The organism is Mycobacterium sp. PO1, assembly GCF_017312405.1.
Classification (GTDB): Bacteria; Actinomycetota; Actinomycetes; order Mycobacteriales; family Mycobacteriaceae; genus Mycobacterium.
Window position 1 is genome coordinate 64,287 of the sequence record NZ_BLTG01000014.1, and the last position, 26,299, is coordinate 90,585.

The 26,299-nt window shown below is 68.5% G+C and carries 27 protein-coding genes; 12 read left to right on the forward strand and 15 right to left on the reverse strand.

Annotation, left to right across the window (positions count from 1 at the left end):
• Positions 1-164 precede the first annotated feature (164 nt).
• On the reverse strand, positions 165-1,874 hold the full coding sequence (locus J3476_RS06010) for a SulP family inorganic anion transporter (protein WP_207065586.1): 1,710 nt from the start codon (positions 1,872-1,874) through the stop codon (positions 165-167).
• Between the two features lie 182 nt (positions 1,875-2,056).
• Here J3476_RS06010 and J3476_RS06015 point away from each other — a divergent pair, with 182 nt between their 5' ends.
• From J3476_RS06015 to J3476_RS06035, 5 genes are all read left to right on the forward strand, one after another.
• The gene (locus J3476_RS06015) at positions 2,057-2,938 is read left to right on the forward strand and encodes a universal stress protein (RefSeq protein WP_207065587.1); all 882 of its coding nucleotides are present in this window, start codon (positions 2,057-2,059) and stop codon (positions 2,936-2,938) included.
• Positions 2,922-3,908: a magnesium transporter gene (locus J3476_RS06020; protein ID WP_207065588.1), complete on the forward strand. Its 987-nt coding sequence runs from the start codon at positions 2,922-2,924 to the stop codon at positions 3,906-3,908. Before J3476_RS06015 ends, J3476_RS06020 begins: the two co-directional genes overlap by 17 nt.
• Positions 3,909-3,984: 76 nt before the next feature.
• Positions 3,985-4,860, forward strand: coding sequence for a universal stress protein (locus tag J3476_RS06025; protein ID WP_207065589.1), 876 nt, complete (start codon positions 3,985-3,987; stop codon positions 4,858-4,860).
• Between the two features lie 92 nt (positions 4,861-4,952).
• Positions 4,953-5,570 carry a universal stress protein gene (locus tag J3476_RS06030; protein WP_207065590.1) on the forward strand — a complete coding sequence of 206 codons (618 nt, stop codon included), beginning with the start codon at positions 4,953-4,955 and terminating at the stop codon, positions 5,568-5,570.
• Positions 5,571-5,578: 8 nt separating this feature from the next.
• Positions 5,579-8,299 (forward strand): HAD-IC family P-type ATPase, encoded by a 2,721-nt coding sequence (locus J3476_RS06035; protein WP_373889034.1) that lies wholly within the window; start codon positions 5,579-5,581, stop codon positions 8,297-8,299.
• Here the strand turns inward: J3476_RS06035 and J3476_RS06040 are convergent.
• Both J3476_RS06040 and J3476_RS06045 read right to left on the reverse strand, forming a co-directional pair.
• Complete coding sequence (locus J3476_RS06040) at positions 8,296-9,567, reverse strand: hemolysin family protein (RefSeq protein ID WP_207065592.1); 1,272 nt, start codon at positions 9,565-9,567, stop codon at positions 8,296-8,298. The genes J3476_RS06035 and J3476_RS06040 overlap by 4 nt on opposite strands.
• 105 nt (positions 9,568-9,672) lie before the next feature.
• Positions 9,673-10,395, reverse strand: a complete 723-nt coding sequence (locus J3476_RS06045; RefSeq protein ID WP_207065593.1) for a peroxiredoxin — start codon at positions 10,393-10,395, stop codon at positions 9,673-9,675.
• 273 nt (positions 10,396-10,668) lie between these two features.
• On the opposite strand from J3476_RS06045, the gene J3476_RS06050 reads away from it, so the two are divergent.
• Entirely contained in the window at positions 10,669-11,559 is an 891-nt protein-coding gene (locus J3476_RS06050; RefSeq protein ID WP_373889033.1) for a universal stress protein, read from the forward strand.
• Between the two features lie 6 nt (positions 11,560-11,565).
• On the opposite strand, the gene J3476_RS06055 is transcribed toward J3476_RS06050, so the two are convergent.
• Positions 11,566-12,750: a hypothetical protein gene (locus J3476_RS06055; protein ID WP_207065640.1), complete on the reverse strand. Its 1,185-nt coding sequence runs from the start codon at positions 12,748-12,750 to the stop codon at positions 11,566-11,568.
• Positions 12,751-12,935: 185 nt separating this feature from the next.
• Here J3476_RS06055 and J3476_RS06060 point away from each other — a divergent pair, with 185 nt between their 5' ends.
• Positions 12,936-13,871, forward strand: coding sequence for an alpha/beta hydrolase (locus J3476_RS06060; protein WP_207065594.1), 936 nt, complete (start codon positions 12,936-12,938; stop codon positions 13,869-13,871).
• Here the strand turns inward: J3476_RS06060 and J3476_RS06065 are convergent.
• From J3476_RS06065 to J3476_RS06075, 3 genes are all read right to left on the reverse strand, one after another.
• Positions 13,858-14,454 carry a hypothetical protein gene (locus J3476_RS06065; protein WP_207065595.1) on the reverse strand — a complete coding sequence of 199 codons (597 nt, stop codon included), beginning with the start codon at positions 14,452-14,454 and terminating at the stop codon, positions 13,858-13,860. The genes J3476_RS06060 and J3476_RS06065 overlap by 14 nt on opposite strands.
• A 361-nt stretch (positions 14,455-14,815) precedes the next feature.
• Positions 14,816-15,190 (reverse strand): thioredoxin, encoded by a 375-nt coding sequence (trxA, locus tag J3476_RS06070; RefSeq protein WP_207065596.1) that lies wholly within the window; start codon positions 15,188-15,190, stop codon positions 14,816-14,818.
• 33 nt (positions 15,191-15,223) lie between these two features.
• Complete coding sequence (locus tag J3476_RS06075) at positions 15,224-16,603, reverse strand: rhodanese-like domain-containing protein (protein WP_207065597.1); 1,380 nt, start codon at positions 16,601-16,603, stop codon at positions 15,224-15,226.
• A 174-nt stretch (positions 16,604-16,777) separates the two neighbouring features.
• Here J3476_RS06075 and J3476_RS06080 point away from each other — a divergent pair, with 174 nt between their 5' ends.
• Genes J3476_RS06080 through J3476_RS06095 form a run of 4 tightly spaced genes read left to right on the forward strand, consistent with a single transcriptional unit; the run spans position 16,778 to position 19,009 of the window.
• Complete coding sequence (locus J3476_RS06080; RefSeq protein WP_207065598.1) at positions 16,778-17,356, forward strand: rhodanese-like domain-containing protein; 579 nt, start codon at positions 16,778-16,780, stop codon at positions 17,354-17,356.
• 5 nt (positions 17,357-17,361) lie between these two features.
• Positions 17,362-18,237: a sulfite exporter TauE/SafE family protein gene (locus J3476_RS06085; protein WP_207065641.1), complete on the forward strand. Its 876-nt coding sequence runs from the start codon at positions 17,362-17,364 to the stop codon at positions 18,235-18,237.
• Positions 18,238-18,297: 60 nt separating this feature from the next.
• Complete coding sequence (locus J3476_RS06090) at positions 18,298-18,567, forward strand: metal-sensitive transcriptional regulator (protein WP_163673220.1); 270 nt, start codon at positions 18,298-18,300, stop codon at positions 18,565-18,567.
• A 43-nt stretch (positions 18,568-18,610) separates the two neighbouring features.
• Complete coding sequence (locus J3476_RS06095) at positions 18,611-19,009, forward strand: DUF302 domain-containing protein (RefSeq protein ID WP_207065599.1); 399 nt, start codon at positions 18,611-18,613, stop codon at positions 19,007-19,009.
• Here the strand turns inward: J3476_RS06095 and J3476_RS06100 are convergent.
• Genes J3476_RS06100 through J3476_RS06130 form a run of 7 tightly spaced genes read right to left on the reverse strand, consistent with a single transcriptional unit; the run spans position 18,990 to position 24,758 of the window.
• A complete protein-coding gene (locus J3476_RS06100) occupies positions 18,990-19,277 on the reverse strand; it encodes an ANTAR domain-containing protein (protein ID WP_207065600.1) in 288 nt (95 codons plus the stop codon). The two genes, J3476_RS06095 and J3476_RS06100, sit on opposite strands and share 20 nt — an antisense overlap.
• 11 nt (positions 19,278-19,288) lie before the next feature.
• Positions 19,289-19,552, reverse strand: a complete 264-nt coding sequence (locus tag J3476_RS06105) for an acyl carrier protein (RefSeq protein WP_207065601.1) — start codon at positions 19,550-19,552, stop codon at positions 19,289-19,291.
• Positions 19,553-19,560: 8 nt separating this feature from the next.
• Complete coding sequence (locus J3476_RS06110) at positions 19,561-20,754, reverse strand: dihydrolipoamide acetyltransferase family protein (RefSeq protein WP_207065602.1); 1,194 nt, start codon at positions 20,752-20,754, stop codon at positions 19,561-19,563.
• Entirely contained in the window at positions 20,751-21,728 is a 978-nt protein-coding gene (locus tag J3476_RS06115) for an alpha-ketoacid dehydrogenase subunit beta (protein WP_207065603.1), read from the reverse strand. Before J3476_RS06115 ends, J3476_RS06110 begins: the two co-directional genes overlap by 4 nt.
• A complete protein-coding gene (gene pdhA, locus J3476_RS06120; RefSeq protein ID WP_207065604.1) occupies positions 21,725-22,702 on the reverse strand; it encodes a pyruvate dehydrogenase (acetyl-transferring) E1 component subunit alpha in 978 nt (325 codons plus the stop codon). Before pdhA ends, J3476_RS06115 begins: the two co-directional genes overlap by 4 nt.
• On the reverse strand, positions 22,699-24,495 hold the full coding sequence (gene acsA, locus J3476_RS06125; protein WP_207065605.1) for an acetate--CoA ligase: 1,797 nt from the start codon (positions 24,493-24,495) through the stop codon (positions 22,699-22,701). The genes pdhA and acsA overlap by 4 nt, the downstream gene beginning before the upstream one ends.
• Positions 24,496-24,506: 11 nt before the next feature.
• Positions 24,507-24,758 carry a hypothetical protein gene (locus J3476_RS06130; RefSeq protein ID WP_207065606.1) on the reverse strand — a complete coding sequence of 84 codons (252 nt, stop codon included), beginning with the start codon at positions 24,756-24,758 and terminating at the stop codon, positions 24,507-24,509.
• A gap of 160 nt (positions 24,759-24,918) precedes the next feature.
• Here J3476_RS06130 and J3476_RS06135 point away from each other — a divergent pair, with 160 nt between their 5' ends.
• Entirely contained in the window at positions 24,919-25,350 is a 432-nt protein-coding gene (locus J3476_RS06135; RefSeq protein WP_207065607.1) for a nitroreductase, read from the forward strand.
• A 64-nt stretch (positions 25,351-25,414) separates the two neighbouring features.
• On the opposite strand, the gene J3476_RS06140 is transcribed toward J3476_RS06135, so the two are convergent.
• The gene (locus J3476_RS06140; protein ID WP_286182650.1) at positions 25,415-26,284 is read right to left on the reverse strand and encodes a universal stress protein; all 870 of its coding nucleotides are present in this window, start codon (positions 26,282-26,284) and stop codon (positions 25,415-25,417) included.
• Between the last annotated feature and the right edge of the window lie 15 nt (positions 26,285-26,299).

Consider the following 26,299-nt stretch of genomic DNA (forward strand, 5'->3'; position numbering starts at 1 on the left):
CCGACTTGAAAACGTGGGCCGGATCTGGAGAATTCCCGGGAATTCCCGACAGGGCACGCAAAGAAGTCGGCGCGGTAGCCGCACCGTTGGTCCATGCTACTCCGAGAGCGTCCGGGCCCAAAATCCGCTGACCAGCGGTCCCGGCACGACAAACCCAGCCGTGGTCACCCGCAGTCGGGGTGGGCCTGGCGATACGCCTCGACCGCGGTGGGCAGCGTCATGAAGATCAGGTCGGGCCCGATGCGGTCGAGAAGCCCCGCCGCGGCGAGCGCGTCGCGCAGATCCTGTTTCACTCTCGCCATCGCGAACACGATGCCGCGGCGCTCGCACTCGGTTCGCAGCTGTTCCAGCGCGTCCAGAGCGGTCAGGTCCACCTCGACATTGGATTCCGCGTTGAGCAGGAACCAGCGCACGGGTCGTGGCGAGTCCTCGATCGCCGCCAGGGCGCGGCGACGGAAGTCGGCGGCGTTGGCGAAGAACAGCGGCGCGTCATAGCGGTAGACCAGCAGTCCGGGCACCACCGTCGCCGCCGGATAGTCGTCGACGTCGTGCATTCCCGGCAGGCCGGGCACCAGGCCCTGGACGCTGTCGTGGGCGTGCGCCAGCCGGCGCAACAGGTCTGCCACCGACAACCCGATCGCGACCAGCACGCCGTTGAGCACCCCGAAGACGACCACCGCCGCGGTGGTGGCCAGTGCGATCACCAACTCACTGCGGCGGAAGCGGGCCAGCCGGCCGAACTCGGCGACGTCGACCAGCTTCGTGGCGGCGAAGACGACCAGCGCTCCCAGCGCGGCGGACGGGATGGCGGCCATGACGCCTCCCCCGAAGACCAGCGCGGTGGCGAGCACCCCGAGCACCACCAGCGAGTAGACCTGGGTGCGGGCCCCTGCGGCGTCGGCGAGCGCGGTACGGCTGCCACTCGAGCTGATCGGGAATCCCCGGAACATCCCGGCGACGAGGTTGCACACCCCCAGCGCACGCAGCTCGGCATGGGGGTCGATGTCCTCACCTCGGCGCGAGGCGAAGGCCCGCGCGGTCAGCACGTTGTCGGAGAACGCCACGACGGCGATCCCCAGTGCGGGGACGACGAGGTCGCCGAGCATCTCGCCGGACAACGCAGGCCAGTCCGGAACGGGCAGTCCTGCCGGGATCGCGCCGACGACGTCGACTACGTCGGCGCCGTTGCGGGACCCCGCGAACAGCGCGACCGCGGCGGTCGCCGCGAGGATGCCGATCAACGGGCCGGGAAGGCGCGGCGCGCGAGAGTCGAGCGCGAAGATCACCGCCAGCACCGCCGCGGTGAGCGCCACTGTGGGCCAGTGCAACTCGGGCACCACGGTCACGAAGGTGCGCACCTGCTCGATGACCGAGTCGCCGGAGACCGTCACACCGGTCAGCCGGCCCAGCTGGCTGGCCACCATCATCGCGGCGATGCCGGCCAGATATCCGACCAGCACCGGCCGGGAGAGCAGGTTCGCCAGGAAACCCAGCCGGAGCAGCCCGGCGACGACGCAGATCACCCCGACCAGAAGCGCCAACGTCGCGGCGTGTGCGGCGTAACGGCCGGGGTCGGCGGAACCCACCACCGGCACCAGCACCGCTGCCGTCATCAGCGCGGTGGTGGACTCGGGACCGATGGACAGCTGGCGCGACGAGCCCAGAAACGCGTAGATCACCAACGGAGGCAATGCGGCCCACAAACCGGCAACGGGAGCGAGCCCGGCGAGGGTGGCATAGGCGAGGGCTTGCGGCACCAGATAGGCCGACACCGTCAGACCGCCCAGGACGTCGCCGCGCACCGCGGTACGGGGGTAGCCGCGGAAGTTGGCCAGCCCGGGTACGACCTGCGTCACCCACCCGGCGCCGATCATGGCCCTCCTCGGCGTGCGGCCCTCCCCGGTCCGGATCGACGTTAGATCATCCGGCGCTGACCGGTAGAGGCATTTGGACCCTGCCGCACGGTGACGTATGCCTCCGGCGCCGGTCGTCGCTGCGCCATACCGTCGATCCAGGTTCGCCGGCACTGCCGGATCGTCGGTTCGAGGAGGTCATCATGGCATCACATCGAGGAATCGTGGTCGGGGTGGACGGCTCGCCGGAGGCCGAATCGGCCGTCGAATGGGCCGCGCGGGAAGCGCTCCTGCACGGGGTACCGCTGACGCTGGCCCACGTTCTGCCCACCGCGCAAGCCCTCACCTGGTACGAGGTGTCGGTATCCGGTGAACTCGACGAGATCGCGCAGCGCCGCGCCCGCGAAATCCTGCGCCAGGCAACGCTGGTGGCCGAGCAGGCAGTCGCCGACGACGGTCCGATCACGATCAGCGAACACGTGGAAGAAGGCAACGCCACGAAGACGATGGTCGACCTGTCCAAGGACGCGCAACTGCTCGTGGTCGGCAACCGGGGACTCGGCCGGGTGGGCCGGGCTCTGCTGGGCTCGGTCAGCTCCGGCCTCATCCACCACGCCCACTGCCCGGTGGCGGTGGTCCACGAGCAGGCCGACGCGACGATGCAGTCCGAGCAGGCCCCGGTCGTGGTGGGTGTCGACGGGTCGCCGGCGTCGGAGACCGCGGTGGCGGTGGCTTTCGACGAGGCGTCCCGGCGGGCGGTGCCACTGGTGGCGGTGCACGCCTGGAGTGACCCCACCATCTATGCGTTCCCCAACGAAGAGTGGATGACGTTGCGCCCCCAGGCCGAGGAGCTGCTCGCCGAGCGGTTGGCCGGCTGGCAGGAGCGCTACCCGGAGGTGCAGGTACGGCGCGTGGTGGTGCGCGACCGGCCCGCCCATCAGCTGCTCGAGCAGGCCGAGTCCGCCCAGCTCGTCGTCGTCGGCAGTCACGGCCGCGGCGGTTTCGCCGGCATGCTGCTGGGTTCGGTGGGGACCGCGGTGGCCCAGTCCGCCCGGACGCCGGTGATCGTTGCACGCTCCAGCTGAACCGGGCGATCTGCTCGCCTCCGCCGACGCGGCGCTGCACCACGCCTCGACCCGGGTCCCCACCGCTGATGAGCTGACCCCGGTCGACGCGGCGCTCGACGCCATGCGGGGCCGCCGGTTCGACAGCGCCGCAGCGGTGGCCGTGCTCGACGGCCGGCACCTGGTGGGCGTCGCCACCATCGAGCAGTTGTTGGCCGCGCCTGCCGGCGCCTGCCTGCGTGACGTCATGGATGCCAACCCGCCGGTGGTCGCCCCGGACACGGACCGCGAGCACGCCGCGTGGCAGGCCGTGCAGCGTGGGGAGCCAGGGCTGGCGGTGGTCGACGAGGACGGTCGCTTCCGTGGACTGATCTCGCCTCAGCAGTTGCTCACCGTTCTGCTCCAGGAACACGACGAGGACCTGGCCCGCCTCGGCGGCTTCCTCAGCGATGTCGAGCATGCGCGGTCCACCAGCGTCGAGTCGATCGGGCGGCGATTGTGGCACCGGTTGCCCTGGCTGTTGATCGGGTTGCTCGGGGCCATGGTGTCGGCGGTGTTGATGACGGCGTTCGAGGCGCAGTTGTCGGCCGACCTCGCGGTCGCCTATTTCGTCCCCGGCATCGTCTACCTCGCCGACGCGGTGGGCACCCAGACCGAGACGCTGGCGATCCGGGGGCTGTCGGTCGGGGTCGGGATCCGCCGGATCACCGGCCGTGAAGCGCTGACCGGGTTGTCGATGGGTCTGCTGCTCGGTGCTGTGATGTGGCCGCTCGTCGCTGTCATGACGGGCAACGTCGCGCTGGCGCTGGCGGTTTCGGTGGCGATTCTGGGAGCGAGCACGGTGGCCACCGTGGTGGCGTTGTGTCTGCCGTGGCTGCTGCACCGCCTCGGCAAGGACCCGGCGTTCGGTTCGGGACCACTGGCCACCGTCGTGCAGGATCTGCTGTCGATCCTGCTGTACTTCGCCGCGGTCTCGGTGTTCCTCGGTTGAGCCGGTCGTCATAGAGTCGCCCATAGCGGCCGGGTCATCCGGCCCGACGCCCGTAGACAGCGAAAGGAAGCCCCTGATGACTGACGCCGCCGAGAGCACGGAGATCGTTGTCGGGGTTGATGATTCGCCGTCGTCGCAGGCAGCACTCGAGTGGGCAGCCCGAGACGCGAAGCTGCGCCAGACGGCACTGGTCGTCGTCTACGCAGCCACCCTGCCGATGGGGACGTGGCCGATCGCGCCGGTGCCGACCGGCATCATGGACTTCCAGCGTCAGATCGGCCAGGACATCCTCGACGACGCCACGACGATCGCCAGAGAGATCACCGGGGACTCCGTCCCCGTCTCCGCCGAGTTCGCCGTCACCACCCCCACGGCCGCGCTGGTGGAACGCTCCAAGACCGCCGGCCTCGTCGTGGTCGGCACCCACGGCCGCGGCGCCCTCGGCCGGATCTTCCAGGGCAGCGTCAGCACCGGGTTGGTGCACCGCGGTCACGGCCCCGTGGCGGTGATCCCGGAGATGGAGAACGAACCCGATCCCGCGGCGCCGGTCGTGCTGGGCTACGACGGGTCGCCCGCCTCGCAGCCGGCTATCGCGTTCGCCTTCGACGAAGCGAGTCGTCGCGGCGTGGAACTGGTGGTGGTGCACGCCTGGTGGTCACCCGGCGCCTTCGAGATGCCCGGTTTCGACTTCGAGGAGGTGCGCTCCACGGTCGACGCCGAACTGACCGAACAGCTGAGCCCGTGGCACCAGCGCTACCCCGATGTGACGACACGACGCGTGGTGGTCGTCGACCAGCCCGCCCGTCGCCTCGTGGAACAGGCTGAGTCCGCCCAGTTGCTGGTGGTCGGCAGCCACGGCCACGGCACCGTCGCAGCGACACTTCTGGGGTCGGTGAGCAGCGCGGTGGTGCAGGCAGCCACGGTGCCGGTCGTCGTCGTGCGGCCCCGCTGAGCGAAGCACTCTCACAGCTAGGGACGAAAGTCCCTACGGATAGCCGTCGACCGGGCCTGGCAGCAGCCGCGTCGGCTTGAGACGGTGAAGTGGTGAACACCGCAACCATCGTCGTAGCGGCTGTCGGCTGGATTCTGATCGGGCTGCTGTCCGGTATCTGGATGGCGCGGCGCGGTTTCGACGCCCTGTGGATCCTGCTCGCCGCCCCACTCGGGCCGTTGTTCGTGCCCATCGCGGTCGAGCGGGTCCGGCGCCGGCCCGACAGTGCTGAGGCCACGCCGTCGGAAAGTCTGCCGGCAGGCGCCGGGCCGCGGATCCTGATCGGAGTCGACGGGTCGCCTGAGTCCGTGCACGCAATGACGACGGCGCTGCGCACCCTCGGCTCCCAGGGCAGCATGCTGGTGCTGGCCGAGGTGGTGAACTACGAGGCGGCAGAATCCGGAGACGGGGCCGACATGGATGCGGCGACCCGGCGACTCGAGGCGGCGGCCAACCGCGTGAGGGTACCGGCCGCGGTGCATACGCGGGTGTTGGTCGGGGCGCCCGGTCCGGCGCTGCGTGAGTTCGCCGCGCGGCAGGGCTTCGACATCCTGGTGGTCGGGCGCCGCGGCCGCGGCCTGTCCCGCCATGTGCTGGGAAGCGTGTCCACCGATCTCGTCACGCATTCCACGGTCCCGGTACTGGTCGTCGAACCGCAGCGCGAGGAATAGGGATGGTCGTGTCGGACGCAGTGACGGCGAACGCGCACCACGGTCTCGCCGCCCACGAGGTCGTGCTGCTGTTGCAGACCGACCCCCATCGGGGGCTGACCACCGAGGTGGCCGACGAACGGCTGAAAGAGTTCGGGCTCAACACTCTTCCCGCGCCGCGAGGGGCCGGCCTGGTCACCCGGGTACTTCGCCAGTTCCACCACCCCCTGATCTATGTGCTTCTGGTAGCCGGCGTCGTGACCGCCACGCTGCGCGAATATGTCGATTCGGTCGTGATCTTCGCCGTCGTGGTGGTCAACGCCATCGTCGGATTCGTGCAGGAGACCAAGGCCGAAACCGCCCTGCAGAGCCTGCGCTCCATGGTGCGCACCGAGGCCAAGGTGATTCGCGACGGCCGCGAACGCACCATCGGCTCCGATCAGTTGGCGCCCGGTGACCTCGTCCTGGTCGAGGCCGGCGACAAGGTGCCGGCCGACGTCCGACTGATCCGGGAGAGCGAACTGCGCGTGGACGAGTCCGCGCTCACCGGGGAGTCGGTGCCGGTGGACAAGACCGAGGTGATGCTGCCGGAAGCCACGCCGGTGGCCGACCGCTGCAACATTGTCTATTCCGGGACGCTGGTGACCGCCGGTTCGGGAGCCGGGATCGTCGTGGCTACCGGTTCGGAGACCGAGATCGGTGAGATCCACCGCCTGGTCGGCGCGGCCGAGACGCTCGCTACGCCGCTGACCGCCAAACTCGCCTGGTTCAGCAAGATCCTGACGATCGGCATCCTCGCCCTGGCCGCTGCCACCTTCGCCCTCGGTTTGGCACGCCGGCAGGACGCAGTGGAGACCTTCACCGCCGCGGTCGCGTTGGCGGTCGGCGCCATTCCGGAAGGCCTGCCGGCGGCGGTCACCATCACACTGGCCATCGGTGTCGGACGAATGGCCAAGCGACGTGCGGTCATCCGGCGGCTGCCCGCGGTCGAGACGCTGGGCGGCACCACAGTCATCTGCGCCGACAAAACCGGCACCCTCACCGAGAACCAGATGACGGTGCGCAAGGTGTGGACTCCGCAACGTGCCGTGACCGCAACCGGATCCGGCTACGCGCCCACCGGAGCACTCCTCACCGGTGACGGCGAGCCGATGCCGGTCGACGCCGACGAGTCGTTGCGCTGGACGCTGGTCGCCGGTGCCGTGTGCAATGACGCCGCACTCTCGCCCGACGGGCCACGGTGGCAGATCGCCGGCGATCCGACCGAGGCCGCGATGCTCGTGGTCGCCGCGAAGGCGGGCCTGGCGATCGAGGACCTTCGGAACGACTTTCCGCGGGTGGGGGCGATCCCGTTCAGCTCCGAACGCCAGTACATGGCCACCCTGCACCAGTCCGCACGGCACCGTCACGTCGTGCTGGTCAAGGGTTCGGTCGAGCGCCTGCTCGAGTTGTGTGAACGACAGATGGATGCCGACGGCACGCTACGCCGCGTCGACCGATCCGCGGCGGTGGCCGCGGCCGAAGCGCTGGCCGCCGAGGGGTTACGGGTCCTCGCGTGCGGAGTGGCGGTACCGGCCGATCCGTCGCGCTTCACCGAGGCGCAGATAGCGGGATCGATCACGTTCACGGGCCTGCAGGCCATGCTGGATCCGCCGCGGGACGCGGCCGCACCGGCGGTCGCGGCCTGCCACTCCGCGGGTATCGCGGTGAAGATGATCACCGGCGACCATCCGGGTACCGCCAGCGCGATCGCGGAGTCCGTGGGCGTTCTCGCCCCGGGAGGGCCCGGACAGCGGTCGGTGATGACCGGCGCGCAACTCGCCGCGTCGAGCGCGGACGAATTCCCCGACCTCGTCGACGAGGCCAGCGTCTTCGCGCGGGTTTCCCCCGAACAGAAGTTGCGCCTGGTCGAAGCTCTTCAGGCCAAAGGACATGTCGTCGCGATGACGGGCGACGGCGTCAACGACGCACCGGCGTTACGGCAGGCCAGCATCGGTGTGGCGATGGGTCGGGGTGGCACCGAGGTCGCCAAGGACGCAGCCGACATGGTGCTCACCGACGACGACTTCGCCACCATCGAGGCCGCGGTCGAGGAAGGCCGCGGGGTGTTCGACAACCTGACCAAGTTCATCACGTGGACGCTGCCCACCAACATCGGTGAGGGACTGGTGATCCTGGCGGCCATCGCGATGGGGGCGATGTTGCCGATCCTGCCCACCCAGATCCTGTGGATCAACATGACCACCGCCGTGGCGCTCGGCCTGATGCTGGCCTTCGAACCCAAGGAGGCCGGAATCATGACGCGGCCGCCACGCGATCCCGGTCAACCGTTGCTGACCCGAGCTCTGATGGGCCGAATCCTTCTGGTATCGAGCCTGCTCGTCGCGGGCTCCTGGTGGTTGTTCGAATGGGAACTGGCACAGGGCGCTTCGCTGGCCGAAGCGCGCACCGCGGCTCTCAACGTGTTCGTCGTGGTCGAGGCGTTCTACCTGTTCAGCTGCCGATCGCTCACCCGCTCGGCCTGGCGGATCGGCCTTTTCACCAATCGGTGGTTGATCGTCGGCGTCGCTGTGCAGGCTGTCGCGCAGATCGCGATCACCTATCTGCCGGTGATGAACACGATCTTCGATACCGCCCCTCTGGACGCCGAGGTCTGGCTACGGATCTTCGGCATCGCCGTCGTCGTGAGCCTGGTGGTGGCGTCCGAAAAGTGGCTACGCGCCCGCAGCAGCACGGTTCGTCGAATCTAGGAGTACCGCGGGCGCACCCGCACCTCGGTGATCGCGTTGCGGTCTACGGCAGTGACATCGATGCGGTAAGTCCCGACTTCGACGTGGTCTCCCGGCTCTGTCGGGATGCGGCCCAGGACCGACAACACCAACCCGGCGATGGTCGTGTAGTCACCGCCGGGGAAGTCGGTGACATCGATACCGACGTCGACGAGATCGTGAACGGGGAAGGTGCCGGGCAGTATCCGGCTACCGTCCGACAGCACCCGTGCCGATCGGATGTCCTGGTCCGCTTCGTCGTAGATTTCGCCTACGATCTCCTCGAGCAGATCCTCGAGGGTGACGATGCCCGCCACGCCGCCGCGTTCGCCGATCACCAGCGCGAACTGTTCGCGTTCGGCGAGCATCCGGTTCAGTGCGGCGGTGACCCGGACACTGTCGGGCAGGCTCAGCACCGCGCGCGCCACGTCGGAGACCGTGCCGTCGGCACCGAGTAGCTCGCGCAGGTGTACCACTCCGACAGTGTCGTCGAGCTCGCCGGCGGCCACGACCGGCGCCCGGGTGTGCCCCGACTCCGCGAGCTCGGCACGCGCCTGCACCACCGGCATGTCCCCGTTCAGCCGGAACACCGCCGTGCGTGGCACCACCACGTCGCGCAGCGGACGTTCGTGGATCTCCAACGCACCCGAGATGATGGTGCGCTGCTCGGCGGTCAGGCCCCCGTGGCTGGTGATCAGTTGCCGCAGTTCCTCGAAGGTCAGCTCTTCGCGCCCCCGATGCGGGTCGCCGCCGAGCACGCGGACCACCACATCGGTCGCCTTGCCCAGCAACCACACGATGGGCCCGGTGATCGTCGCAAGGGCGCTGAGCGGCGAGGCGACCAACGCTGCCCAGCGCCGGGAGTGCTGCATCGCGAGACGTTTGGGTGCGAGCTCACCGACCACCAACGTCGATGCCGTGACCACCACCGTGACGATGGCGATACCGACCGGTTGCGCTGCGCCGCCGAGGAATTGGAGTTGGGCGGTCAGCGGTTCGGCGAGCGTGACGGCGGCGGTCGCCGAGGCGAGGAAGCCGGCGAGCGTGATACCGAGTTGGATGGTCGCCAGAAACCGATTGGGTTCGCGCGCCAGACGCACGACGAGCCGATCACGATGCTTGCCCCGGCGTTCCAGCTCACGCAGCTGCCCTTCCCGCAACGAGATGAACGCCGCCTCGCTGCCGGCCAGCAGCCCGTTGACCAGAACGAGGAACGCGACCAGTGCCAGGTCGAACCAATATCCGTCCATCGCTCGCTACCCGCGAACCGTCATGCTGGTCACGCTTAGCAGCCTGCTGGGCCGCCGCCTGCGGCGCAAGTATGCGCCTCCGGCGAGGCCGGGCCGGACAATGCCTCAGCGGTGGCGGATCGCTGCGTCCACCTCGTCGGCGGGAAGCTGCTTGGTGCAGAAGAACCAGTCCTCGCACTCCACCCCGTCGACGCCGCCGGTCATCCGGTCGTCGGCCGTCCCACACGAGCCGGCCGGCGGCACGATCACGGCGTCGCCAGGGCGCCAGTCCGCCGGGGTCGCGACCTCGAAATGGTCGGCGGTCTGCAGTGCCTTGACCACGCGCAGCAGCTCGTCGAAGTTGCGGCCCAGACTCAGCGGGTAGTAGATGATGGCCCGGATCACGGCCTTGGGATCGATGACGAACACGGCGCGAACCGCCTTGGTGGAGTCCTCACCCGGCATGATCATGCCGTACTTCTGCGCGATCTCCATCGACACGTCGTCGATGAGCGGGAACGTCACCTCGACGTCGCGCATGTCACGGAACGTGATCTTGTCCTTGATGGTGCGCAACCATGCGATGTGGCTGTAGAGACCGTCTACCGACAACCCGACCAGCTCGGTGTTGTAGGCCGCGAACTCTTTCTGCATCGAGGCGAATGTCATGAATTCACTGGTGCACACCGGGGTGAAGTCTGCCGGATGGGAGAACAGGACGACCCACCTGCCGACGTAGTCGGACGGAAAACTGATGTCCCCTTGGGTCGTGCTTGCGGTGAACGACGGTGCGGGGTCACCGATTCGGGGCATTCCCGTGACGGGGATCGGTGTCTCGATGGCGGTCATGAATGCTTCCTCTCTGCGCGATCACTACTGATGAACTATACCCTATGGGGTATCCGACGATAGGGTCCAATGACCCGACCTGAACAGCTCGGTTGTGTGATGCCACACAGTGGGAGGCAGTGCGCAACCGATACGCCGACGGGCCCTGTACGGCGACGAAATCGGCTGCAAAGAAAGGTCTGAAGTCCCTCACAGCGACGACCAACTGCTCCGGATCCGCGAGGGATTCCTGAATAGAGTGAAGCTGCAACGAAGCGGGGACGGGAGAGCCACATGACCGACATGTCATCTCATGGCGTCGTGGTAGGGGTCGACGGGTCCGCGTCCTCGGCCGCCGCAGTGACCTGGGCCGCGCAGGACGCGCAATCGCGGGGCGTGGCCCTGAGCCTGGTGCATGTGGTGCCGCCGATCGTGCTGCCGTCGTCGCCGATGCCGGACATGCCGGCGAGCTATGCGCGGGCTGAGGAGGACCGGGCACGTCGCATCGTCGACGACGCCCGCAAGCTGGCTTGCGAGGTGGCGCCACAACACATGTCGCGAGTCAACACCGAGGTGATCATGGGGCCGATCGTCCCCACACTGGTCGACATGTCGAAGTCGGCCGCGCTGGTGGTGGTCGGCTGCCTCGGACAAAGTGCCGTGGACCGTGCGCTGTTGGGTTCGGTCAGTTCCGGACTGGTCCATCATGCGCACTGCCCGGTCGCGGTCATCCACACCGAACACACTCCTTCCCCGCGGGATCCCGTCCTGGTGGGTATCGACGGTTCACCGGCGTCGGAACGGGCCACGGCGATCGCGTTCGACGCGGCGTCCCGCCGTGGCGTCGACCTGGTTGCGCTGCACGCGTGGACGGACATGGGCCCCCTCGAATTCCCGAGTGTCAACTGGGCGCCGATCGAGTGGCGCAACATCAAAGAGCGCGAAGAAGAGGTGCTCTCCGAGAGGCTGTCCGGCTGGCAGGCTCAGTACCCCGACGTGGGCGTGCATCAGGTGGTCGTCGCCGACCGGCCGGGCCTGCGGCTACTCGAACATGCCGGCCGCGCCCAGCTCGTGGTGGTGGGCAGCCATGGCCGCGGCGGCTTTTCGGGCATGCTGCTGGGGTCGGTGAGCAGTGCGCTCATGCACTCGGCGCAAGTTCCGGTGATCGTCGCGCGGCAGGACTGATTCGCCTCAGCCGGTCTGGGTGTCCGGACGACCGGACCGGTCGGCGGGGTCGGCTCCGGTGACCAACCCCGACTGGATCAGGGCGTCGGTGACGAACTGCTGCACCGGACGGGACTGGAAGAAGCCCGCGTGACCGCCCCGGTACCACTCGATCTCGGGCCGGCCCCAGTGGTCCCACAGCCTGTTGACCTGCTCGCGCGGATGAACCACCTGATCGGCGAGACCGGCATAGATGAAGCGGCCGGACATCGGCACCTTCGGTGTCAGCGAGAGCGGCGAGATCATTCGGCCGAGCGGAGTGGCCAGCGCGATGGTCTCTCGACGGGGATCGTCCTGCGACAACCCCGAATGCCGCCCGAGCAGTTCGATCAGGTCGGCGACCGGAACACCGAGCACCGCGCAGGTCAGGTGGTCGTCGAGGCTGGCCACGAGAGCGGCGACGAAGCCCCCCAGCGACAACCCGTAAATCCCGATCGAGGCGTCGGGTTCCTGTGCCCGGATCCAGCCCAACACGCCCCGGACATCCCAGACGGCGTTGGCCGTGGCGTGGATGTCGTCGAGCACGTCTTCACCGGGGAACACAGCGCCTTTGGGCAGCCCCTTCGCACGGGGACCGTGCAGGGGCAGGACCGGGAGAACGACGTTGAGCCCGAGCCTTTCGTGCAGGTACCACGCCCGGAACAGCGCCAGGTCGATCGCCGCCCGGCCCATTTCGGTGCCGTGAACGCACACCAGCCACGGCCGAGGCTCGCGGTGGCGCAGCATCAGACCGTAGCCATGACTGACCGCCTGGTAGCCCAACCATCTGTCGGCGCCGGGCTCGTCGCGACGCGGGCGATAGCCGCTGTTCCAGCGCAGCCGAAAATACGACCGGTTTCGACGCTGCACCGGGCGGACCTCCAGCTCGTCCAACCGCCCCGGGGCACGAAAGAACCCCTTCGGCTTGTCCAGCCATCCACCGGCGCCGTAGAACTCGAGCGCCGCCAGGACCTCGGCGTGGATACGTTCGAACGCCTGGGGATCGCTGACCGGACGGCGCGCCCGCAGGCCGAGCAGGACGACTTCGTCGCGCAGGGCCTCGGCGGCCAGCGCGACGGTGGGCCGGGCGATCGGCATCTGCTGGGGCCCGTCGTCGAGATAGTCGCGCCACGACCGTGCGTAGTACCTTCCTGTCCTGGTCAAAGGCCCAATGACGTTGCGCACCGGAGCCGAACCAGGCACGCGGTCGACGACGGAACGCCGCAGTGGCCGGCTCGATCCGGCGGCGTCGCTGGAATCCATTCCCCCGACGCTAGCGGCAGGCCTGGGACGCCCACAGGAGTCCTTGGTCACACGGCGGGTGACCGTCTGGCCGAAAATCGGCATACGCTCCACACATGGTCGGGTACGGAGCCCGCGAGGTTGCCTTCGAGTCCGGCGGGTCGACGATCGCCGCTGTGTTCTACCGGCCGGACCGACCGGGGCGTCATCCGTGCGTGGTGATGGCGCACGGCTTCTCCGGGACGATGGACTGGATTCTCCCCGACTTCGCCGCAGTGTTCGCCGCCGCTGGGTTCGCCGTGCTGACGTTCGACTACCGCCATTTCGGCGCGAGCGAGGGCCGGCCGCGGCAACTGGTGGATTCGCAGCGCCAACTGGCGGACATCCGCAGCGCGCTCGCCCACGTTCGGTCTAGCGATGACGTGGACGCCGATCGTGTCGCCCTGTGGGGGACCTCGCTGGGCGGCAGCCACGTCATCGTCATCGCGGCCGAGGACCCCGGGTTGGCAGCGGTGGTCGCCAACGTGCCCGCTCTCGACATGTACAGGGGTCTGCGGGGGCGCTACAGACCACCGCATTTTCACCCCGGCCCCGCGCGCAGTGCGCTGGCCGCGGCGCGACTGGTGGGTTCGGCCCTTCTCGACGCGGCTCGGGGACGGCTCGGAGCGTCACCGCACTACCTGCCCGTCTACGGACGTCTCGGCCATGCCGCGTTCAGCGATCCCGCGCTGGCGGGCCTGTTCCGACAGGTCGAGCAGGGCTCTCCCCGCTGGCGTAACGAGTTCACCCCGCGGTTCCTGTTTCACGCTCCCCGGTACCGAGCCGGCACGGTCGAGAAGATCCGCTGCCCACTCCTGGTGACACTGGCCCGTGACGATTCGGAGGTGTCATCGGCTTTGGTGTTGCAGAAGGTGGGCCGGGCACAGCATCCCGAGATCCGGATATACCCGGTCGGGCATTTCGACATGTACCACGGTGCCGTCCGCGACGAGGTCGCCCGGGACCACCGCGACTTCCTGCTGCGTCACCTGATGCCGCTTACTGCTCGGTGATGCTGCGGTTCACCAACTCCAGCGCATCGTCGAGATGCCTGTCGGCCTGCTCCAGTGTGGAGGCGAACTCGCCGTCGTAGTTGTTCAGCGATCGCTGCAGCACCGAGAGGCACATGTGCGCCGCGGCGTGGGCGTCGCCGGCGGCCGCAGTCAACTCCGCGGTGACGTACGGGTCGGGCGCCGGCAGGTGCGCGGGAACCGCCACCGCCGCGGCGTCGTGCATCCGTTGGCACGCCGATGCGACCACCGTTGCGTCCAGCTGCTGCATGGCGCGGGTCGTGTCGTTGACGCCGGTTTCGAGATCGTGGACGGCCGGGTAGGCGCTCGACCACCATTCGGCCAGTGCAGTGCGGTCCGCGGGCGTGAGGCGTGCCGTGTCGTCCGGGTGATCGGACAGGGTGACGGCGAGGAACGCCGACGTCAGTACCACGGTGCCGACCACCGTCGCGGCGATCCACACAGAAAACCGGCGGTACCAGGGGCGGTTTGCGGGCTCCAGCCACGCGTCGAGCTGCGCCCCACACGCCGGGCAGGTGCCGGGGTGCCCGGCGTGCGCACCCGGCGGCGACGCGGACTGGGTCATCTCGATGTCACTTCGACGTTCGAGACGCGATGTAGGTGCTGACCACCGCCATCACGGCGATGATGGCGGCGATGAGCACGGCGGCGGTCGGCCAATCCATGGCGCCCTCCCGAAGCGATCGATACGAAACCCCGTCACGGACGACGCTATGACCGTGACAGCCCTGGCATCAGGGCCGTAGGTCCCGTCTTCGCGGCGGATTCGGGTCAGCACCGTGGGACGGACAGGTACAGCGCTGCGAGGGCGGCACAGAGCGCATGACCTCGTCGACGTGCTGACCGCATCCCTGCCAGCCCGTCTTTCCGCAGACGGGACACGTGGCCGGATAACACATGGGAAACCTCCTCGGTGATCGAGCGGGTCAGACCCGCGCGTCGGCTTGGCGCTCGGCGATCGTGGCGCGCACCTGCGCCATGTCCAGTCCCTGAACCTGTCCGATCAGGTCCTCCAGCGCAGCGGGCGGCATCGCACCGGCCTGGCTGTAGACCAGGACTCCCTCTCGGAATGCCATCACCGTCGGAATCGACTGGATGCCGAGGAGTGCCGAGAGCTGCTGCTCGGCCTGGGTGTCCACCTTGGCGTGCACGACATCTGGGTGGGCCGCGGCGGATCGCTCGAAGACGGGGGCGAAGGCGCGGCACGGTCCACACCACGAGGCCCAGAAGTCCACGAGGACGACAGGGCTTTCCGTGATGGTGGCTTCGAAGTCGGCGAGGGTGAGGTTGCGGGTGTTCATCGGTTGATCCTGTTCTCGTGTCGGTATTTTCGGTCAGGCACTCACGTGCGCGTCGGCCCAGGCGTGGTAGCCGCCCTCGAGGTCCGAGACGGTGTCGAACCCTTCGGCGCGCAGCAGCGAGGCCGCGACGCTGGAGCGCCACCCGCCGGCGCAGTGCACGACGATCGGGCGCTCTTTCGGGATGTCGGCCAGCCGCATCCGCAGGTTCGCCAGCGGCATCGGGATCGCGCCCGGGATGCTGCCCGCCTCGACTTCGCCCGGGTTGCGGATGTCCACGAGGGTGACGGCATCGTCGGTGAGCATGCGGTCCAGCTCGGCCACCGTGACGCGGGGCGCGGTGCGGACCAGATCGGCCAACTCGGCGGGGAACCCACCAGCGCGACCCACCGCGAAGTAGCCGATGACGTTGTCCGACCCCACCCGGGCCAGCCGCAGCGCGGCTTCCTGCTCCTCCCCGGGATAGGCGATCAGCGCGATCCTGTCACCGATCCCGGCCACCATGCCCCCGGTCTCGGCGAAGCGGCCGTCGAAGCCGACGTTGACCGAACCCCGGAGGTGGCCCGCGGCGAAGTCCTCGACGCTGCGCGCATCGACGACGCGCACCCCGTCGGCCAGCGCCTGGCGGATCTGCGTCGCCGTCAGCACCGGGATACTGCGGTCCTGGACCAGAAGCGGGTGGACGCGCTTGTTCATCGCGGCGTCGACCGAGAAGTACGCCGGCGCGGCGGGTTGACCGTGGGTGACCAGTTCGACGAAGTCCTGCTCGGACATCGGCTGCACCGACGGATTGGTGCGGCGCTGTTCGCCGATGGTCGAGGTCAGCTCGGTGGACAGATTCTTGCCGCAGGACGATCCGGCGCCGTGTGCGGGCATCACCGTGACGCTGTCGGGCAGCCTCAGCAGCTTGTCGTGGAGGGTGTGATACATCGCCCTGGCCAGATCGCTGGTCGAGCTGTCGCCGATGTTGACCAGGTCGGGGCGCCCGACATCGCCGATGAACAGCGAGTCGCCGGTCAGCACCGCGGTGGGCACGGCGTCGGGGTGCTCACGCACGAGCACGCTGATCGATTCCCAGGTGTGACCGGGCGTGGACAAGATCTCCAGATCGACCTCGCCGAGCGACAGATGCTCCCCATCGGCCAGGCGGCGAATCGGGTAGTCGGTTTCGGCGGCTTCACCGAAACCGATCCACGCTCCGGTCGCCTCGACGAGTTCGAGATGCCCCGAGACGAAGTCGGCGTGGAAGTGGGTGTTGATGACCCCTTCGATGGTCAGCCCGTACCTCTGGGCATCGGCGAGATAGTCGGTGATGTCCCTGCGCGGGTCGACGACGATCGCGCGACCGGTGGACTCGTCGCCGATCAGATACGACGCGTGTGACAGGCATTCGATGTAGTACTGCTCCAGAACCATCGGATTTCCCTTCCTGACGTGGTGGGCGGCGAGAACGTCGCTCGCCTATATACCCCTATGGGTATTATGAGCACCGGTTCCGCCGTTGCTATTCCCGCTTGACTATACCCCCTAGGGTATGTATGAATGATGTCAGTTTATACCCCTATGGGTATCTTGAGAAAGGATTCACCGATGACCGCACCGATGCCCGCCATGATCGATTCGGCCGAACTGAACCGGCGCCTGGCTTCTGCCGCGCCCCCGCGCGTGCTCGACGTCCGTACCCCCGGCGAGTTCGAGACCGTCCACATGCCCGGCTCGTACAACGTGCCGCTCGACCTGCTGCGCGAACACCGCGACGAAATCATCGCCCACGTGGACGAGGACGTGGTGCTGGTGTGCCGCTCCGGGCAGCGCGCCGCCCAGGCCGAGGAGACCCTGCGCAAAGCGGGGTTGCCCAACGTGCACATCCTCGACGGGGGGATCACCGCCTGGCAGACAGGAGGATTCGTGGTGAACCAGCGCGGCCAGCGCTGGGACCTGGAACGTCAGGTGCGTCTGGTGGCCGGGCTGATCGTCGCCGTCAGCATCCTCGCCAGCATCCTGGTGCCCGGGCTGAAATGGGTGGCCTTCGCCATCGGGGCCGGCCTGACCTTCGCCGCCGTGACCAACACGTGCGCAATGGGCATGCTGCTGGCCAAGCTGCCCTACAACCGCGGCGCAAGCTGTGATCTGCGCACGGTGGTTGCCCAGTTGGTGGACGCGAAATGACTGCCATGATCGCGCTGACGGTGGGCCTGGCCGTGCTGGTCGGCGTCTCCCTCGGCTTGCTCGGAGGCGGCGGATCCATCCTGACTGTGCCGCTGCTGGCTTATGTGGCCGGCATGGACGCCAAGCAGGCCATCGCGACATCCCTGCTGGTGGTCGGGGCCACCAGCGCCGTCGGCGCCATCTCCCACGCCCGGGCCGGCCGGGTGCAATGGCGCACCGGCCTCTTCTTCGGCATCGCCGGCATGGCGGGCGCCTACGGCGGCGGCCTGCTGGCCCGCTTCATCCCGGGATCGGTGCTGCTGATCGGTTTCGCGGCGATCATGATCGCCACTGCCGTGGCGATGCTGCGCGGCCGAAAGGACGTCGACCCCGGTGCCGCGCCGTCGTCGTTGCCCGTCGGCAAGGTCGTGGCCGAGGGCCTGGTCGTCGGCCTGGTCACCGGCCTGGTCGGTGCGGGCGGCGGCTTCCTCGTCGTGCCGGCGCTGGCCCTGCTCGGCGGGCTGCCCATGCCGATTGCGGTCGGGACCTCACTGGTCGTGATCGCGATGAAGTCGTTCGCCGGCCTGGCCGGATACCTGTCCAGCGTGCAGATCGACTGGGCGCTGGCCGGTGCCGTCACCGCGGCAGCCCTGGTCGGCGCGCTCATCGGCGCGCGCCTGACCGCGGTGATCGACCCCGACTCCCTGCGCAAGGCATTCGGCTGGTTCGTGCTGGCGATGTCCTCGGTGATCCTGTGGCAGGAGGTGGGCCCGGCCGTCGGCGCCGCCACCGCCGCGGTGGTCGCCCTCGCAGGGGCAACCTCGCTGGTCTGTGCCCGGTACGCGCGGTGCCCGCTGGCGCGGTTGGCCGGGCGGCGTGACACCACTGCCGCAGCGACGTGACCCGGGGAGAATACCCCGGGGCGTACCATGGAGTCATAGTGACAGAAAGGAGTGACCGCCATGACCGGAGATGAAGACTCCACCGCAGCGGTGCTCAACCGGCTTCGCCGCGCCCAGGGACAGCTGTCCGGCGTCATCGCGATGATCGAGCAAGGGCGCGACTGCAAGGAGGTCGTCACGCAGTTGGCGGCGGTGTCCAGGGCGCTCGACCGGGCGGGATTCAAGATCGTCGCGACCGGGTTGCGGGAATGCGCCACCGGCGACACCTCGGACGCCGGCAAGCCGATGACCGAAGACGAACTGGAGAAGCTCTTTCTGGCGCTAGCGTGACACCACAGGCCGAAGAAACGTACTTCCCCGAAAAGGAGATCCCATGGGATTCGCACTGTCCACCGTGCTGCGCACCTCCTTCGACGACGCCGTGACCCGCACCCGAGAAGCACTCGCGGCGCAAGGATTCGGCGTGCTCACCGAAATCGACATGCAGGCCACCCTGAAAGCCAAGCTCGGTGAGGACATGGAGCAGTATCTGATCCTCGGCGCATGCAACCCCCCGCTGGCCCACCGCGCCGTCGACGTCAATCGCCAGATCGGTCTCCTGTTGCCCTGCAACGTCGTTGTGCGCGCCGACCCGTCCGATGAGGCCGCGGTGCTCGTCGAGGCGATGGATCCGCAGGTCCTCGTCGACGTCACCGGTGAAGAGCAGGTGAAGCCGGTCGCCGACGAGGTCGCGGCCAAACTGCGCGCGGCCATCAACTCGCTGCAGAACTGACGTCGTCGCCGGGGTCGGGGCCGCCGACGCGTCCCGCCAGGCCCAGCACCTCGCCCCAGCGTGACTCGACTTCGTCACGATGGTCGAAACGACTGGAGACACCACTGGTCAACGAGATCAGGGCGCGGCTCAACGCCGTCGCGCCGATGCCCGTCTGACGGGCGGCCTCCGCGATCTCCGCGAACGCCGTTGCGGCCGAACAATGTCGACGCCCCATCAGTACTCCGACGGCGGTATCGAGTTCGGTGCGGGTGGACTCGGCACGCATCATGACGCTCCTCACGCCGACCCCATCGCGGAGCGGTCGGCGAGGTAGCCGATGACGTCGTTCAGCGTGCGCAACTTCCGGTAGTCGGCTTCGGGAATGTCGACACTGAACCGCTTGTGCAGGCCGACCAGGAAGTTCAGCCAGTCCATCGAGTCGAGGTCGACCTGGTCACGAAGCAGCGCGTCGTCGCGAATCTCGTCCGGCTCGACTTCGGGAGCGATCGCGGTCAGCACCGCCAGGACCTCGTCGCGGATGCCAAGGTGGGTCTGCGTCATCTCTTCTCTCACTTCTCCAGGAGTTCCGGTTGCTGCAACAGGTCGTTGATGGCGCTGAGGAACAGCGCCCCCCGGTGCCCGTCACTGGCCCGATGGTCGGCCGCCAGCGTGGCCTGGACGGTGGTCGCGATCCGGATGCCGCCGTCCACCGCGCACACCCGCTGGGCCGGCTTACCGAATCCGACCAGCGCGACCTGCGGTGGATAGATCACGCCGAAAACGGTCGCCGATCCCTGATCGCCCAGGTTGGTGACCGTGATCGTCGGGTCCGACATCTCGGAGCTCCGCAGCGAGCCGGCGCGGGCGCGCGCCACCAGGTCGGTGAGGTCGGCCATGAGCTCGTCGAGATTCTTGGCGCCGACTTCGTGGATCGCCGGCGCCACCAGGCCGCCGCCGCGCAACGAGATCGCCACCCCGACGTGCACGGCGTCAGCCGCAACGAACCGATCGTCGCGCCAGAAGCCGTTGAACTCCGAAAACCGTTGCGCCGCCATGCCGACCGCCTTGAGCAGAAGGACCGCCGGTAACGCCCGCTCGGTGATCGGCCGAGCGGCGTTGCGCTCACCCAGCCACGCCATTGCCGAGTCCATCACGACCTCGTCGGCCAGATAGTAGTGCGGGATCTCACGCTTGGACCTGCTCATCGCGGCCGCGATGGACCGGCGCATCTCCACAGCCCGGTCTGCTGGGGTGCGCCCGCGCAGGGGCTTCTTCGCCTCGGCCGCAACGTGTTCGACATCCCTGATGGTGACCGCACCCTGCGGGCCGGAACCGGTCACGGCATCGACGTCGACGCCCAGCGTGTGGGCAAGACGGCGCGCCGCCGGCGAAACCCACCGGCGGTGTGAGGTTGCCGCGGGACCCGCGGTCGGAGCCGGCATGATCTCCCCTCGAGCCGGCTCGACGACCGCGGGTGGCTCAGGGACGGTCGCGGGTTTCGCAGCAGGTGTCTGACCGGGGCGCTCCCCGGGCTCGAGCAACGTCGCCAGCGGCGTCCCGACCTCTACGGTCTGCCCCACCGGCACCAGCAGCTCCCCGACCGTTCCTTCGTGCCAGCACTCGACTTCGACTGCCGCCTTGGTCGTTTCGACGACCGCGACGACCTGACCGCGCTCCACCGTGTCACCGGGGGAAACCAGCCACTGGTCGAGCGTGCCTTCGTCCATGTCCGAACCGAGGGCCGGCATCGTGAACTCGATCACGGCTGCCCACCCATCGTGGTGCGCACCGCCGCGACGATGTCGTCACGCTGCGGCAACGCCGCCTGCTCCAGATGCTTCGCGTACGGCATCGGCACCTCCGCGCTGCAGACACGGGCGATCGGCGCGTCGAGGTCGAAGAACGCGTTCTCGGCGATCTGGGCACTGATCTCACCGGCCAGACTCCCTGTCCGCCATGCTTCGTCGACCACGACAGCGCGATGGGTCTTGCGCACCGAGTCCAGGATCGTCTCGGTGTCCAACGGACGCAGCACCCGCAGATCGATGACCTCGCAGTTGATTCCGGCCAGAGACAGCTCGTCGGCGGCGTCCAGTGCTTTGGCCAGACAGCCGCCGTAGGCGATCACCGTGACGTCGGAGCCCGTCCGGCGCACGGCCGCCGAGCAGATGTCCTGCGCCGCCAGCGTGTCGACATCGGCAGCGGTGTTGTACAACGTGACGTGCTCGAACACCACGACCGGATCGGGGTCGGCCAGCGCGGAGGCCAGCATCCCGTACGCGTCCTGCACCGTCGCGGGGGCAACGACTTTGATGCCCGGGATGTGCGCATACCAGTTCTCCAGGCTGTGCGAGTGCTGAGCCGCCAGCTGCCGTCCCGCCCCGGTGGCCATCCGCACCACCAGCGGAACCGAGAATTGACCTCCGGACATGTGGCGCAGCGTGGCGGCCGTGTTGACGATCTGGTCCAGGGCCAGCAGGCTGAAGTTGACGGTCATCACTTCGACGATCGGGCGGAGTCCCCCCAGCGCGGCACCGATTCCGACCCCGACGAACCCCAGCTCCGACAGCGGTGTGTCCCGCACCCGGTCGGGGCCGAATTCCTCCAGCAGGCCTTTGGACGCCGCGTAGGTGCCGCCGTAACGGCCGACGTCCTCGCCCATCAACACCACGCGGGGGTCGTCGCGCAGTGCGTCTCGGAGCGCGTTGTGGACTGCGGTGCGATATGTCGTCTTCATCGCCGAACCTCCGCTGCCGGGGTGAGCACATCACGTTCCAGGTCCGCGACGTCCTCCCACGTGCCGGCGTCGGCGAAGGCCACGGCCGCATCGACCTCGGAGTCGGCCGCCTGCTCGAGGTCGGCGATGTCCTGGGGAGCCAGCAGTCCGTCGCGTAGGCACCGATCGGTGAACAGCGTGATCGGGTCCCGGGTGCGCCATTCCTCGACCTCGGCCTTGCCGCGGTAGAGCTCGGGGTCGAACATCGAGTGAGCGCGGAAGCGGTAGGTGCGGAACTCCAGGAAGAAGGGGCCGCCCGCGGTGCGGATGGAGTCGACCGCCTTCGCTGTGGCGTCATGGCATGCCGCGACATCCATTCCGTCGACGGTCAACGTCGCCACGTTGTAGGCGGCAGCCTTGGCGGCGAGATCGGTCTGGGACTGGGCACGTTCGAGCGCGGTGCCCATCGCGTACAGGTTGTTCTCGCAACAGAACAACACGGGGAGTTGCCACAGCGCCGCCATGTTCAACGATTCGTGAAAGGCGCCCTCGGCGACCGCACCGTCACCGAAATAACACGCGGTCACGCGGTTTCGCTGCTGCATGGCGTCGGCGAGTGCCAGTCCGACGGCCAGCGGCAGTCCCCCGGCGACGATGGCGTTACCGCCGTAGAATCTGCGGTCGGCGTCGAAGAGGTGCATCGACCCGCCACGGCCCCGCGAGCAGCCCTCCTGCTTGCCGAACATCTCGGCCATGATCGACGCCATGGGCACTCCGCGCAGCAGCGCGTGCGCGTGTTCGCGGTATGTCGCGACCACCGCATCGTCGGCGTCGAGGGCCCGCAGCGATCCCGCGGCCACCGCCTCTTCCCCCACGTACAGGTGCAGGAACCCGCGGATCTTCGTCTCACCGTAGAGTTCGGCGCACTTCTCCTCCATGCGACGCACCCGGACCATGTCCGCCAACAGCGGCCGGGCCAGCGGGTCGGCGCTCATGAGCGCACCTCCTGCACATCGGGACGCTCGACCGTCTCGATCGTGGACGTGTCGCCCTCCGGGAGCCCCAACTCTCGGGCCTTGAGCAACCGCCGCATGATCTTGCCGCTGCGGGTGTGCGGCAGCGCGTCGGTGAACTCGATCTGTTTGGGGGCCACTGCCGCGCCCAGTCGGGTGCGGGCGTGCGCCATCAGTTCTCGGCGCAGGTCCTCACCGGCCGTGTAGTCGTTCTTCAGCGTGACGAAGGCCTTGACCACTTCACCCGACGTGGCGTCCGGGATGCCGATCACCGCGGCCTCGGCGACGGCGGGGTGGTCGGTCAGCGCGTTCTCGACTTCGAACGGTCCGATCAGATGTCCCGCTGATTTGATGACGTCGTCGGCGCGGCCGACGAACCAGAAGTAGCCGTCCGAGTCCCGGCTGGCCAGGTCACCCGACAGGTACAAACCGTCGACGAAACTGTCGCGATAGCGCTGCTCCTGATTCAAGTAGCCCCGGAACATCGACGGCCACCCCGGCTCGAGCGCCAACTCCCCGTCGACGCCGGGTTCGGTGACCACGGCGACGGTCCCGTCGTCGCGGCGGTGGACGATGTACGCCTCGACGCCGGGCAGCGGGCGGCCCATGGAGCCAGGCTTGATGTCGAAGGCCGGGGTGTTGGCGATCATGATGCCGCCGGTCTCGGTCTGCCACCAGTTGTCGTGGATGGGCAATCCCAGTACCCGCTGGCCCCACCAGACCGCCTCCGCGTTGAGCGGCTCGCCGACACTGGCGATGAAGCGCAGCTTCGGGAAACGGAACCGCGAAGCGAGTTCGGGACCGGCTTTGATCAGCATGCGGATCGCGGTCGGTGCGGTGTACCAGATCGTGACGCCTTGGCTCTCCAGGATGCGGTACCAGCGCTCGGCGTCGAAGTCCGCTTCGTCGACGATGGAGGTCACCCCGTGCAGAAGCGGCGCGATGACCCCGTAGGACATCCCCGTCACCCAGCCCGGGTCCGCTGTGCACCAGTAGATGTCGTCGGGATGCAGGTCCAGCGCGTACCTCCCGGTGACATAGTGCATCGTCACCGCGCCGTGTACATGCAGGGCGCCCTTGGGTGTGCCGGTGGTGCCGCTGGTGAAGTGCAGCAACGCCGGATCCTCGGCGGTGGTGACCTCGATCGGGGCCTCGGGGCCGGCCGCGTCCAGCAACGGCCAGAATCCCAGCGTTCCGGGAACGGCGTCGTCGGCATCGCCATCGATGATCAGCACGTGGCGCAGCGACGGCACCCGGTCGCGGATCGTCGCGACCTTCTTGCGGTACAGCGCCTTGGTGGTGACCAAGACGTTCGCTTCGCCCAGGGTCAGGCGGGTGGCGATGGGCTCGGGTCCGAAGGCCGAGAACAGGGGCGAGACCACACTTCCGTTGCGCAATGAGCCGAGAATCGCGACGTAGAGCTCGGGGCAGCGGCTGGTCAGCGTGAACACCCGGTCGCCCTTGCCCACACCCAGGGCGCGCAGGACGTTCGTGAATCGGTGCGCCCAGCCCGCCAATTCGGCGTAGCTGAGATCTTGGGTCTGCACGGCACCGTCCGAGCCCGCGGCGGAGACGAACCGCAATGCGGTCCGCGTGGCCGCCGGACCGTGCACATGCCGATCGAGCGCCGCGAAGGCGATGTTGCACCCGCCGCCCTCCATCCCTTCGCACACGTCGGGTGCGTCCTGCCACGCGAACCTCGCCCGCGTTCCCTCGTAATCCGTGAAATTCGGTTCCACGCGCCAGTCATCGGCGCGTTTGTGGATCACATTCATGGCAGGCTTCCCTAATTCTGCTGCGGCACAACGCCGGTCTGCAGGGCGGCGCCGATGTTGGCCATGACCCTGTCCAACAGGGCCTCGTAGGCGGTCCCGTCGTCGTGGAGCTGGTCGTATCCGCGGTGGCGCAGAAACGCGTCGAGTCGGCGGTCGATGGGCCAGTCCAGGTAGATCTCGCCGGCGAACTCCGAACGGAGGAACTGCCAGGCGACGTCGTCGAGCGCACTGCGGACCCCGGCTGTGTGGTCGGTCGATGTCATCGTCACTCCTGTCGACAGACGAACCGAACCCATCGTTTTCCAGCCGGGTGCCCGGCAATAGAGACGAAAGTCACATCCCGGAGATCGGGTGCCTTTGGTCCTTCGAGGACAGTCCGCTCGGCCCTGACGCGCGACTTCGGGGCCCGGCGACCATGTGGGCATGTCTCGCGACACGATGAGCCCGGTGCGCGACGCGGTGCGGACGTTCAACAAGCACGTGCTCAACCCGATGATGGTGCGGGCCGCCGGACGCAAACACTGGTATGCAGCGCTTGTCGAGCACGAGGGGCGTTGCTCCGGCAGGAGGTACGCCACCCCCGTCGTGGCGGACAAGGTCGCGGGCGGGTTCCTCGTCCCCCTTCCCTACGGAATCACCGTGGACTGGCTTCGCAACACCCAGGCGGCCGGCGGCGCAACGATCACGTCGAAAGGTGACACGTACGAGGTGGCGGGTCCGACGATCGTCGACGCCTCGACGGCAGCTGGTCTGCTCCCGCCCGGTCGACTGCGTGTTTTCCAGCGCTTCGGGATCGATCACTTCGCCAGGTTTGCTCTGGCGTCCGACCTCACCGGGCGGGATCGAGACCAGTGAACGCGTCCGCATACTCGTCGACCCACCGGGACCCTGGACAGAAACGAATCGGATTCCGGCCAGATCAGCGGTGACGCGCCACGATCACCGGAGCCCGGGCGTGCTCGGCGACCGCCGCACTGACCGATCCGAGCAGGGCGCCGCTGACGCTGCCACGACCGTGGCTCCCGAGCACGATGAGCTGCGCCCGCTCGCCTTGCCTGAGGAGTTGGCGTACCGGATTCCAGAACCGCACCAGGTGGTGGACCCGGACGGCGGGATGTTGCGTCCGCAACGCCGACAGCGACTTCGTCAGGATGGCCTCGGCCGCCTCGACGAGCAACGGGTCACGCTTCCCGCCGGCCGGTGGCGCCTCGGAGTCGTGACAGACATGCATCGCGAGCAGATCCACACCGCGCCACGCCGCTTCGTCGAACGCGATGACCGCGGCGAGGTTCGAGGCGCGGGACCCGTCGACACCGACCAGGACGGGGCGATGGTGTGGCGACGGGTGGCTGGGCTCCTCCCGGACGACGGCGACCGGGCAGTGCGCATGCTGGATGACGCCTCGGCTCACCGGACCCAGCCCGCGCCGATGCCTGCCGGTGACCCCGTGACCGCCCACTGCGACCAACTGGGCCGACCTGGACAGCTCCGCAAGCGCCGCCACCGGTCTGCCGTGGCAGAGCACCGCACGGATCTCGTGCACCCCCTCTCCGCTCTCCTCGGCCGCCGCGACCGAGCGGGCGAGCACGCCACCGGTGTCGCGTTCGGCGAGTTCGCGAACCTCGTCGGGTGCCCGGCCGGTCGGCCACGACCAGGTCGCGCCCACGGTGTCGTCCGCGTGGTTTCCGACGACGTGCGCGACTGTCACGTCGACGTTTCGGAACGCGGCGGCCCGGGCGGCCCATTGCGCCGCCACGAGCGCGTTGGACGATCCGTCCGTGCCGACCACAACTCCGTGAGCGGC

Excerpts from the sequence above, each read along its gene's own strand:
- J3476_RS06060 (WP_207065594.1), top strand. The coding sequence starts at position 12,936 with ATGGTCGGGTACGGAGCCCGCGAGGTTGCCTTCGAGTCCGGCGGGTCG.
- trxA (WP_207065596.1), bottom strand. The coding sequence starts at position 15,190 with ATGAACACCCGCAACCTCACCCTCGCCGACTTCGAAGCCACCATCACG.
- J3476_RS06100 (WP_207065600.1), bottom strand. The coding sequence starts at position 19,277 with ATGCGTGCCGAGTCCACCCGCACCGAACTCGATACCGCCGTCGGAGTA.
- J3476_RS06045 (WP_207065593.1), bottom strand. The coding sequence starts at position 10,395 with ATGACCGCCATCGAGACACCGATCCCCGTCACGGGAATGCCCCGAATC.
- acsA (WP_207065605.1), bottom strand. The coding sequence starts at position 24,495 with ATGAATGTGATCCACAAACGCGCCGATGACTGGCGCGTGGAACCGAAT.
- J3476_RS06130 (WP_207065606.1), bottom strand. The coding sequence starts at position 24,758 with ATGACATCGACCGACCACACAGCCGGGGTCCGCAGTGCGCTCGACGAC.
- J3476_RS06105 (WP_207065601.1), bottom strand. The coding sequence starts at position 19,552 with ATGACGCAGACCCACCTTGGCATCCGCGACGAGGTCCTGGCGGTGCTG.
- J3476_RS06095 (WP_207065599.1), top strand. The coding sequence starts at position 18,611 with ATGGGATTCGCACTGTCCACCGTGCTGCGCACCTCCTTCGACGACGCC.
- J3476_RS06085 (WP_207065641.1), top strand. The coding sequence starts at position 17,362 with ATGATCGCGCTGACGGTGGGCCTGGCCGTGCTGGTCGGCGTCTCCCTC.
- J3476_RS06135 (WP_207065607.1), top strand. The coding sequence starts at position 24,919 with ATGTCTCGCGACACGATGAGCCCGGTGCGCGACGCGGTGCGGACGTTC.
- J3476_RS06040 (WP_207065592.1), bottom strand. The coding sequence starts at position 9,567 with ATGGACGGATATTGGTTCGACCTGGCACTGGTCGCGTTCCTCGTTCTG.
- J3476_RS06090 (WP_163673220.1), top strand. The coding sequence starts at position 18,298 with ATGACCGGAGATGAAGACTCCACCGCAGCGGTGCTCAACCGGCTTCGC.
- J3476_RS06050 (WP_373889033.1), top strand. The coding sequence starts at position 10,669 with ATGACCGACATGTCATCTCATGGCGTCGTGGTAGGGGTCGACGGGTCC.
- J3476_RS06025 (WP_207065589.1), top strand. The coding sequence starts at position 3,985 with ATGACTGACGCCGCCGAGAGCACGGAGATCGTTGTCGGGGTTGATGAT.
- J3476_RS06115 (WP_207065603.1), bottom strand. The coding sequence starts at position 21,728 with ATGAAGACGACATATCGCACCGCAGTCCACAACGCGCTCCGAGACGCA.
- pdhA (WP_207065604.1), bottom strand. The coding sequence starts at position 22,702 with ATGAGCGCCGACCCGCTGGCCCGGCCGCTGTTGGCGGACATGGTCCGG.
- J3476_RS06080 (WP_207065598.1), top strand. The coding sequence starts at position 16,778 with ATGACCGCACCGATGCCCGCCATGATCGATTCGGCCGAACTGAACCGG.
- J3476_RS06010 (WP_207065586.1), bottom strand. The coding sequence starts at position 1,874 with ATGATCGGCGCCGGGTGGGTGACGCAGGTCGTACCCGGGCTGGCCAAC.
- J3476_RS06075 (WP_207065597.1), bottom strand. The coding sequence starts at position 16,603 with ATGGTTCTGGAGCAGTACTACATCGAATGCCTGTCACACGCGTCGTAT.
- J3476_RS06015 (WP_207065587.1), top strand. The coding sequence starts at position 2,057 with ATGGCATCACATCGAGGAATCGTGGTCGGGGTGGACGGCTCGCCGGAG.
- J3476_RS06065 (WP_207065595.1), bottom strand. The coding sequence starts at position 14,454 with ATGACCCAGTCCGCGTCGCCGCCGGGTGCGCACGCCGGGCACCCCGGC.